This window comes from Mesorhizobium sp. P3_A9 (genome assembly GCF_056402975.1).
The window spans coordinates 1-9,421 of record NZ_JBFUGJ010000239.1 but is presented as its reverse complement, the minus strand read 5'-3'; the positions used below and the strand labels follow the sequence as shown (position 1 = coordinate 9,421).

Sequence of the window (9,421 nt, the reverse complement as noted above, 5' to 3'; positions counted from 1 at the left end):
TCACTATGCTCGGCCTGCAATCGGCGCAGATGCTGGGCGGCAGCGTCGTCATTGAGAGCGTCTTTTCCGTGCCAGGCCTCGGCCGGCTGGCGCAGGAAGCCGTGGCTTCGCGCGACACGCCGCTGCTGCTGGGGATCATCCTCGTCAGCGCTGTCCTGGTCATCGTCATCAACCTGCTCGTCGACATCGCCTATGCCTTCCTCGATCCGCGCGTTGGCGCCAACGAGGCCGGCACATGAATACGCTCCGCCGCTTCCTGCGCACTCCCGAGGCTGTTGCCGGCGCCATCCTTCTGGGTGCGCTGATAGCGATGGCGCTGTCGGCCTCACTGCTGTTTCCCGGCGACCCGCAAGCCATCGCCGGCCCGGCGCTGCTGCCGCCCTTCGAGGACTGGTCGCTGCCKCTCGGCACCGAYCGGCTCGGCCGCGACGTGCTGGCCGAGCTTTTCCACGGYGCCCGCACCTCACTTGCCGTCGGGCTCGCTGCAGCGGCGGCCGCACTCGCTATCGGCTCTGTGGTCGGCACGCTGGCCGGCTTTGCCGGCGGTCTCGTCGACGAGGTGCTGATGCGCATCACCGATGCCTTCCAGACCGTGCCGAGCTTCCTGCTGGCGCTGGCCTTCGTCAGCGTCGTTGGGCCGTCGCTTGGCGTCGTCGTTGCGGCAATAGCGCTCGGCACCTGGACCGGCCCGGCGCGAATTGCCCGTGCGGAAGTCCTCTCCATCCGCGAACGCGACTATGTCGCCAGTGCCCGTGCCATAGGCATGCATCCGCTCGAAATCGCCTTTCGCGAGGTGCTGCCCAACGCCTTGCCGCCGGTGCTGGCGATGTCATCGGTGATCGTCGCCGCCGCCATCCTCACCGAGGCGGCGCTGTCCTTCCTCGGCCTCGGCGACCCGAACCGCGTCACCTGGGGCGGCATGATCGCCGAAGGCCGCGCCGTGCTGCGCACCGCGCCCTTCCTGTCGATCGTTCCAGGCATAGCACTGGTGCTGACGGTACTGGGCGTCTATCTGGCCGGTGAAGGCATCGTCGAGACGACGGCGGTCAGACGAGGCCTGTCGTGAGCGTGCTGGCGTCGATCCGCGACCTGACGGTGACCTACCGCCGCGACGGCAGCGAGGTGGCAGCGCTGAGGGACATCAGCCTCGACATCATGGCTGGCGAGCGTCTGGCTATTATCGGCGAAAGTGGCTCCGGCAAGAGCACGCTGGCGCTGGCGATTGCGGGGTTGTTGCCGGCTTCCGCCAAGGTTGGAGGTCGCATCGATTGGTTCTGGCGAACACAACCAACCTTGGGTGTCCAGGCGCCCCCCTCTGTCCTGCTGGACATCTCCCCCACAAGGGGGGAGATCGGCAGCTCCGTCGCCGGCTCTCCCTCTGCAGCGTTGGAGATTGGCGAAAGCGGTGGCGACAGCGCAATCTCCCCCCTAGTGGGGGAGATGTCCGGCAGGAYAGAGGGGGGCGCCATAGAGCGCCAACTTCGTCATCTTCGCGGTGGACTGCCCCTCCTCGGCCGCGACATCGGCTTCGTCTTCCAGGACCCCTCGGCTAGCCTCGATCCCGTCATGACCATCGGCAAACAAATCGCCGAAGTCGCGCGCACCCATCTCGGCCTGAATTGGCCGCAGGCCTATGCAAGAGCCAAAACCCTGCTCGAACGCGTCCGCCTCCCTGATCCATACTCGGCCCTGCATGCCTTCCCGCATCAGCTCTCCGGCGGCCAGAAGCAGCGCGTGGCGATCGCGGCCGCGATCGCGGCCGGGCCGAAACTGCTGATCGCCGACGAGGCGACCAGCGCGCTCGACACCATCGTGYAAGCCGAGATCGTCGCGCTGATCCGGCGGCTGGTGGCCGAGGACGGCATGACGCTGCTGTTCATCAGCCATGATATCGCGCTGGCGGCCGACCTTGCCGAGCGCATCGCCGTCTTCCGCCACGGTCAATTGGTCGAGCTTGGCACGACGGCGCAGATTGTCGGCGCCCCAACGCAAGCCTACACCCGCACCCTGCTGGACGCCCATATCGGCCTCGACGCCGAACCCTTGCTGAAGCGGGTCGGGCTGCACGCATGAGCCTGCTCGCAGTGTCGAACCTCACCAAGCGCTACCGTCGCGGCGGTGACACCGTCATCGCCGTCGACGATGTCTCCTTTCATATCGAGCCCGGCGAAACACTGGCATTGGCCGGCCCCTCCGGCAGCGGCAAATCGACGATCGCGCGGCTGGTGTTGCGGCTGATCGAGCCGGACGCCGGCCGCATCGACTTCGAGGGCGATGACTTCCTGGCCTTGCGTGGCGCTGCTCTGCGTGCTCGCCGCGCCCGCCTGCAAATGGTGTTCCAGGATCCGCTTGCCGCCTTCAATCCGCGCGCCACGGTGGCGCGCGTGCTTGACGATCCCTTGCGCATCCATGGCATCGCCTCCCGCGCCGAGCGCCCAAGCCGTATCGCCGCCTTGCTCGAGCGCGTCGGGCTGTCGGCGGAGCTTGCGCCCCGTGCCATCCATGAAATCTCCGGCGGCCAACGCCAGCGCGTCGCCATCGCCCGCGCCATCGCCACGAAACCGTCGCTGATCGTGCTTGACGAAGCGGTATCAGCACTCGACGTCTCGGTGCGCGGACAAATCCTCGACCTGTTGCTCGACCTGCAGAGGCAGGAACGGATCGCCTATCTCTTCATTTCCCACGATCTCGGCGTCGTCCGTGCCATCGCCCACCGTGTCGTCCTTCTCGATGCCGGGCGGATCGCCGAGAGCGGCGATGCCCGCGCCATCATCGACGCACCGCAATCGACCATCGGCAAGGCGCTGGTGGCAGCAGCGCCAAAGCTGAAAAGAACCCCGCAGGACGCATCATGACCGACCCCGAAGCCAGAGCCGAAAAACTGTCGCGCGAACTCGAYTCCGCCTTCCGCAACCGTGCCGATCTCTACCGCCTGTTCCTTGAAGAGCTGAGCGGGGAGATGGGTGCTGAAAAGGCCGAGGCGATCATGATCCGCGCCATCGAGCAGCGCGGCAAGGAAGTGGCGGCGGCAGCCTTCGCCAGCTTCGGCGCCAACGACGCACGCGCGATCGGCGAAGCGTTTCTTGCCGTCAGTCCGGACGGAGGCCTGATGTATCCGACCGACGTCGAACGTGGTGATGACCGCATCGCCTTCAAGGTGAAGCGCTGCCCGCTGAAGGACGCCTGGGTCGAGGCAGACGTCGGAGACGAAAAGCTCGCCACGCTCTGCCGCATTGCCGGCGCCTTCGACCGCGGCCTGTTCGAGGCGACCGGCGTGCGCTTCGACAATGTYACCTGGACSCCGGGCCAYGGYTCCGGCTGCTGCCAYATCGCGCTGACCAATCGCGATGCCGGCTAAGCAATTGACGATCAAAGGTGTGTTGAGATCGGGTCAGGCCGAGTCGAAAACGATGGCTTCCGAGAACCGGAGCGGAGCGTACTTAAAGTACGTGAGCACCGTTCTACTGCGACGCAGTAGAACGGGGAAGCGCAGGAAGCCGTCGTTTGCAGACCGGCATCACCTGAATATCGGCACAGCTTAGCCGCCGACCATCAGCTTGACGACCTCGTCATGGTTGGTCTCGGAGATCTTGCGCTCGCCGGCCTGGACGCCGCGCCGCAGCACGACGATGCGGTCCGACACCGCAAAAATGTCCTGCAGATTGTGCGAGATGAAGATCACGCCGCGCCCCTGCGCCTTGAGCTGGTGGATCAGCGAAATCACCTTGCGCTGCTCCGGCACGCCAAGGGCGGCGGTAGGCTCATCCATGATCAGGATCTGCGCATCCCAGTAGACGGCGCGGCCGATGGCGACGGCCTGGCGCTGGCCACCGGAGAAATTGCTGACCGGAGCCTCGAGCCGGCTGACATGGAAGTCCAGCCGCCCCATCGTCGCCTTGGCAGCCTCGGCCATTGCTTTGCGGTCAAGCACCGGCAGGAAGCCGAACGCCTTGCGCATCGGTTCGCGGCCAAGGAAGATGTTGGCGCCGATCGACAGATTGTCGGCGAGCGCRAGATCCTGGTAGATCGTCTCGATGCCCTTCTCGCGCGCCTCCTGCGGCGTCGCGAACGTCACCGGCTGGCCCCTGAGCAGGATTTCGCCGCCCGTCGGCTGGAACACGCCCGATATCGCCTTGATCAGCGTCGTCTTGCCGGCACCGTTGTCACCGGCCAGCGCCACCACCTCACCCGGCCGCACGGCCATGGAGAAGTCGTTGAGCGCGCGCACGGCGCCAAAATGCTTGGAGAGGTTGCGGACTTCCAGCAGGGGCGTGGTCTGGTTGCTGCTATTCATCCTGACGGGCTCCACTGAACCGGCGCTGCGCCTGGTCGATAAGAACGGAAATGATGATGACGACGCCGACAGCGATGAACTGCCAGAACGGCTCTACATTGACGAAGACCAGCCCGTACTGGATGACCGCGATCACCAGCGCACCGGCGACCGTGCCGAAGATGGTGCCGGAGCCGCCGAACAGGCTGGCGCCGCCGATGACCACCGCCGCGACGCTGTCGAGCAGCARGGGCTCGCCGGCYTGCGCSGCACCSGCGGTGAAGCGCGCSGCGTAGAGCGCTCCGCCAAGGCCGGCGCACATCGCCGACAGCACATAGAGCCGCAATATGTGGCCCCTGATGTCGATGCCGGCGCGCCGCGCCGCCTGCACATTGGCGCCGATGGCATAATTGTGCTGGCCGAACCGGGTCTGGCTGAGCAGATAGTGCATCACAATGACGAAGACCGCGGTGATCAGCACCAGATAGGGCACGCCATAGAACTTGCCGTTGCCGAGCAGCGCGAACCAGGAATTCTGCACCGGCACCGTCGTGCCGCCGGCGAGCAGGAAGGCGGCGCCGCGGGCGACGCCGAACATGCCGAGCGTGCCGATGAAGGGTGGAACCTTGAGGCGCGAGATCAGCAGGCCGTTGATGACGCCGGGCACGCCGGCAACGATCACCGAGGCGAGGATGCCSGCCAGCATGGCCAGCGGCAGGGGAATGGCAGCCCCCGCCAAATTGGTGGCATGCGCGGCGATGACGGCGGCCAGCCCCATGATAAAGCCGAGCGACAGGTCGATGCCGCCCGAAATGATGACGAAGGTCTGTCCAGTCGCCAGCAGCAGCGGCGCCACGGCGAAGATGGCGATGGACTGCAGGTTGAACGGATTGAGCACGAAGGTCGCGCCGAAGGCGAGCCGTGACCAGGCCTCGAAACAGATGAGCAGGCCGGCAAGGAACAGCCAGGCGCGCCCTTCGGCGATGCGTGCGATCAGGCTCCTGGCCGGATCGCCGTGATCGGCCTGAGGGGCGACATGCTTGTCGGCCGGCTGGGCTGGTGATGTCGAGGTCATGGATACTCCGCGGCGCCTTCAAACGGGCCTCGATTGGCGAGGACCCGGCAGGCTCCTCCCGGCGGGCCGGGAGGAGCCGAGCTGGTCTGGACTTACTCGGAGTAGAGATACTTCGAGATGTTCGGGTCAGCGATGTTGGACTTGTCCATGATCGTGAAGCCGGTGCCGATGGTGACCGGGATCGAGTGGCCGGTCAGATGAGCATAGGCTGAGACGACGCCATAATAGCCGATCTCGGCGGGATGCTGGGCGATCGCCACATCGACAAGGCCGGTGTTGATGTTGTCGACGATGCTGGTCGGAGCATCGAAGGCGACAACCTTGACGGTGCCGCTCTGTCCGGCCTGCTTGACGCCGTTGGCGGCACCCAGTGCCGAGAACAGATTGGCGCCGAACACGCCGACCAGGTCGGGATTGCGGGCGAACACCGCCTGCAGCTGCGAAGCCGCCTTGTTTGCGTCGTCGTCATTGAACTGGGTCTCCAGCACGGTGATGCCCGTATGCTTGGCCATCTCCTTCTTGAAGCCTTCCTCACGCTGGTCGGTGGTCGAGATGCCGGGCTTGACGTTCGACACATAGACCTTGCCCTTGTCGCCAATGGCGGTGGCAAGCGCGCGAGCGGCAATCTCGCCGCCCAGGACATTGTCCGAAGCGATGTAGGCCAGCGGGAAATCGGCATCGCCGGCGCCGGTCTGGTAGACGCCGCTGCCAATGAATGTGTCGACAGTGATGACCGGAATGCCGGCGTCATTGGCCTTGCGCAGCGGTTCGACCAGCTGAACCTTGTCGGTCGGCGCGATCAGGATCGCGTCAGGCTTCTTGGCGATGACGGCGTCGAGCACCGGCACCTGGGTGACCGGGTTGAAGTCCGGCGCGCCCTGGAAAACCAGGGTCACGCCAAGCGCATCGGCCGCCGCCTGGGCGCCCTTGCGCATGGTGATGTAGAAGCCGTCGGTGGTCAGGCCCGGAATGAGCGCAATGGTGTATTTCTTGTCCTGCGCCTGTGCAGGCGCCATCAGCACCGTCGCACTGACGGCAAGCGCCGCGAGCGCGGCAACAATCTTCTTCATGACATCCTCCTCATTATTGGCAGATCTGCCGTTGCAAGTGACATCGGAATGGCCGTCATCCGTTCGGATGCGACGGCCGGGAACGCCYGTTTGCCTTTCGCGGGCAGCTCCTCCCAAGCGCCCTCCAGTCTATATGTCAGCCGGTCAGCCGACCGGCGTATCTGGCCACAGCCCGTTCCTCAGCCTCCGCGAGGTCCGGCAAACCGTGGCCTGCGCCGCGCCTTGGCGGCGGGCGTTCGAACTTGTAACACTTTGCAGAAATAAATTGCAACCCGGTTTTTCCGAGCTGACAGCGCCGGGTTTTTCACACCGTACAACATCCGACTGCTCCGTAGAGCCCCGGTCAACTATCGCGCGGGGCTTGCGGCGGCACAACTGGTTTTCGTGGCCGCGCCTTGGATCGCCCAGAGCCACCAATCGCGGTAGCGCCCTGCCCGTTCAATCGCTACGCGAGCGTCGCGAGGATGGCCTGCGCCGTCTTGGTATCCGTCACCAGCGTGTTGATCAGCCCGGCGCGAACGGCGGCAATGATTGCCGTCGCCTTYTCCGGCGAMGCGGCRASGCCGATSACCAGCGGCACGGCGCGMAGCTGSGCCGGCGACATGGCGATCATCCGGCTCTCGCCTTCCCAGGCGATCAGCGTGCCCTCGGCATCGAAGTAATGGCGAAGCACGTCGCCGGCCGCATGAACCAGCGCCTGCTCGCTCGGCGTGGCGGCGCTTGCCTCGGGAGCATTGATGGCATGCGGCAGGCCAATGCCGACGATCGCGACATCGGTCCGCTCCCACAACGCGACGGCATCGCGGATGGCCGTGTCGCGCAGGAAGACCTCGCGCAATTCGGTGGAGGGCAGATAGGGCGCGTGAATGAAATGCGGTGTGCCGCCAAACTCCTCGGCGGCAAGCCGCACGAATTCGTTGACCTGAAAATGCGCCGCCTGCTGCTGCATGCCACCGGTGGCAGCCACGGTCAGCACGCCGGGCATGCGCGGCAGGCCGGCCCGGATCACCTCGCGCACGGCGCGTCCCCAGCCGATGGCGACGACGGCGCCCGCCATCAATTGCGCCTGCCTGAGCAGCCCGCCAAGCGGCGCCGCGAGCGCCGCCAGAGTGCCCGCAGCCGGCGTCTCGACCACGGCGGCATCGCGCAATTTCAAGCCATCGATCAGTTGCCTGGTGATGTCCTCAGGCGTCGCCAGGTCGAGAACCTCGATTCGCACGACCCCTTCCGCCCGCGCCCGCTGCAGCAGGCGCGAAATCGTCGCGGTAGAGACACCCAGCTGCCGCGCGATGTCGACCTGCGACAGCTCTTCCACATAATGCAGCTTGGCAACCGTATGCAGCATCGTCCGCGATGCGGCCGCATCCTGGATGGGGGAAACAGACAGCTTGCAATTCCTTTCAGCAACGTGTTACACACGTATACGCCGACGGGAGTTATCGCGCAAATCCAGCCAACTCGCAACTKTCGGCCGATCCTTGGTCGCAAGGCCGGCGAGGCATTGTTCGCGAGGGCGGATGGCGCAGTACCTCGGCAAAATCTCCCTGCCTGCCGGCAAGGCGGGCAGAACCGAACATTGTTTTCACGGGATCCGCGCCCTCCGAGAGAGCGCCAACATCGGATTGAGACCATGACGAAGATGACCACCGCGGAACTGCGCGGCTATCAGCAGATATGCGGCAAGGACGGGGCCATGGTGGCCATCGCCTGCGACCAGCGCGGCGGCATGCGGACCTTGCTGGCGTCGGATCCCGCCGAACAGGCCAAGATCACCAACGACATGCTCGGCGACACCAAGGCTGACATCACGCGCTACCTCGCCAGTGCCGCGTCCTGCGTGCTGCTCGACCCGCTTTGCGCGGTGCCGCGCATTGTCGACGAGGGCGTCTTGAACCGCGATACCGCGCTGCTCATCGGCCTCGACGCTTCCGGTTTCGACGTCTCGCCTGAGGGCTACCGCCTGTCRCGCCTGGTTCCCGRCATCGAYGCGCGCCGCGTCCGCGCACTSGGCGGCACCGGCGGYAAGATCATGGTSTATCTSMGGGCCGACARGCCKGARGCSAACGAGCACAACATCGCCATCCTGCGCCAATGCATCGCCGATTTCGGGCAGGAGGACCTGCTGCTGGTCGTCGAATTCCTGACCTATCAGCTCGATGGGGAAAGCCCCGAGGACTATGCGACCAAGACGCCATGGCTTGTCGAAGAAGGCACCAGGATTTCGTTGGAGTGCGGCGCCAAGGTGCTGAAGCTTCCCTACCCCGGAACGCCGCAAGCCTGCGCCAACATCACCAAAATGGCCGGCGACGTGCCGTGGGCGGTGCTTTCGGCCGGCGTCAACCACGCCACCTTCCTCGGCCAGGTCGAGATCGCCATGCAGAACGGCGCCTCGGGCGTGATCGCCGGCCGCTCGCTGTGGAAGGATTGCATATCGCTCGACCGTGACATCCAGCGCGAAAGGCTTAAGACCATCGCAGTGCCGCGATTGCGTGAGATCCAGGCCGTGATCGGGCACTACCGGCAGAAGGCCGCTGCCTGATAATCTAGTTTGGATCACGCGCAGGACGTCATGCCTCTCAGCATAGGAATCGACATTGGCGGCACAAATCTGCGTGCCGCCCGCATCTCCGAGACCGGTGAAATCCTCAAGCGCGTTTCCGAAAAGAGCGCGCCCGACCCGGAACTGGTGCTTGGCCGCATCGCCGACATGGTGCGCCTTCTCGACACGCCGGATGTGAAGGCCATCGGCGTCGGTATTCCCGGCCGCGTCGATGCGCGGCGCGGCGCCGTTCTGTCGGGCGGCTATGTCGACCTCGCCTCGGTTGCCCTGGCGCAGCGCCTGGAAGACATGACCGGCAAGCCTGTCGTCATCGACAATGACTGCAACATGGCGCTGGCCGCCGAGATGGCCCTCGGCGCCGGGCGCGGCCATGGCAACATCGTCATGCTCACCATCGGCACCGGCATCGGCGGCGGTGTCGCTCAAGATCGGCGGATCATGCG

At 65.5% G+C, this 9,421-nt stretch carries 11 protein-coding genes; 7 read left to right on the top strand and 4 right to left on the bottom strand.

The genetic code is table 11. From position 1 onward, the window contains the following. From AC1DX0_RS25205 to AC1DX0_RS25185, 5 genes are all read left to right on the top strand, one after another. Positions 1–239: ABC transporter permease subunit (locus AC1DX0_RS25205; RefSeq protein WP_477357214.1), on the top strand; the 239-nt coding region annotated here is incomplete at its 5' end. Beyond that, the gene (locus AC1DX0_RS25200) at positions 236–1,066 is read left to right on the top strand and encodes an ABC transporter permease (protein WP_477220255.1); all 831 of its coding nucleotides are present in this window, start codon (positions 236–238) and stop codon (positions 1,064–1,066) included. The genes AC1DX0_RS25205 and AC1DX0_RS25200, both read left to right, overlap by 4 nt. Beyond that, on the top strand, positions 1,063–2,073 hold the full coding sequence (locus AC1DX0_RS25195; protein ID WP_477357212.1) for an ABC transporter ATP-binding protein: 1,011 nt from the start codon (positions 1,063–1,065) through the stop codon (positions 2,071–2,073). Before AC1DX0_RS25200 ends, AC1DX0_RS25195 begins: the two co-directional genes overlap by 4 nt. Next, positions 2,070–2,855, top strand: coding sequence for an ABC transporter ATP-binding protein (locus AC1DX0_RS25190; protein ID WP_477220257.1), 786 nt, complete (start codon positions 2,070–2,072; stop codon positions 2,853–2,855). The genes AC1DX0_RS25195 and AC1DX0_RS25190 overlap by 4 nt, the downstream gene beginning before the upstream one ends. Further along, positions 2,852–3,358 (top strand): L-2-amino-thiazoline-4-carboxylic acid hydrolase, encoded by a 507-nt coding sequence (locus AC1DX0_RS25185; RefSeq protein ID WP_477220258.1) that lies wholly within the window; start codon positions 2,852–2,854, stop codon positions 3,356–3,358. Before AC1DX0_RS25190 ends, AC1DX0_RS25185 begins: the two co-directional genes overlap by 4 nt. Before the next feature lie 180 nt (positions 3,359–3,538). On the opposite strand, the gene AC1DX0_RS25180 is transcribed toward AC1DX0_RS25185, so the two are convergent. The 4 genes from AC1DX0_RS25180 to AC1DX0_RS25165 all read right to left on the bottom strand — a co-directional run bounded on the left by AC1DX0_RS25180 (position 3,539) and on the right by AC1DX0_RS25165 (position 7,763). After that, on the bottom strand, positions 3,539–4,294 hold the full coding sequence (locus AC1DX0_RS25180; RefSeq protein ID WP_027043364.1) for an ATP-binding cassette domain-containing protein: 756 nt from the start codon (positions 4,292–4,294) through the stop codon (positions 3,539–3,541). Further along, a complete protein-coding gene (locus tag AC1DX0_RS25175; RefSeq protein ID WP_477220259.1) occupies positions 4,287–5,348 on the bottom strand; it encodes an ABC transporter permease subunit in 1,062 nt (353 codons plus the stop codon). The genes AC1DX0_RS25180 and AC1DX0_RS25175 overlap by 8 nt, the downstream gene beginning before the upstream one ends. Positions 5,349–5,440: 92 nt before the next feature. Beyond that, positions 5,441–6,418, bottom strand: a complete 978-nt coding sequence (locus AC1DX0_RS25170) for an ABC transporter substrate-binding protein (protein WP_477220260.1) — start codon at positions 6,416–6,418, stop codon at positions 5,441–5,443. Between the two features lie 445 nt (positions 6,419–6,863). Further along, positions 6,864–7,763 (bottom strand): sugar-binding transcriptional regulator, encoded by a 900-nt coding sequence (locus AC1DX0_RS25165; protein ID WP_477357210.1) that lies wholly within the window; start codon positions 7,761–7,763, stop codon positions 6,864–6,866. A gap of 285 nt (positions 7,764–8,048) precedes the next feature. On the opposite strand from AC1DX0_RS25165, the gene AC1DX0_RS25160 reads away from it, so the two are divergent. Together AC1DX0_RS25160 and AC1DX0_RS25155 are read left to right on the top strand one after the other, a co-directional pair. Beyond that, positions 8,049–8,957: a tagatose-bisphosphate aldolase gene (locus AC1DX0_RS25160; RefSeq protein ID WP_477357208.1), complete on the top strand. Its 909-nt coding sequence runs from the start codon at positions 8,049–8,051 to the stop codon at positions 8,955–8,957. Positions 8,958–8,987: 30 nt separating this feature from the next. After that, positions 8,988–9,421: ROK family protein (locus AC1DX0_RS25155; RefSeq protein WP_477357207.1), on the top strand; the 434-nt coding region annotated here is incomplete at its 3' end.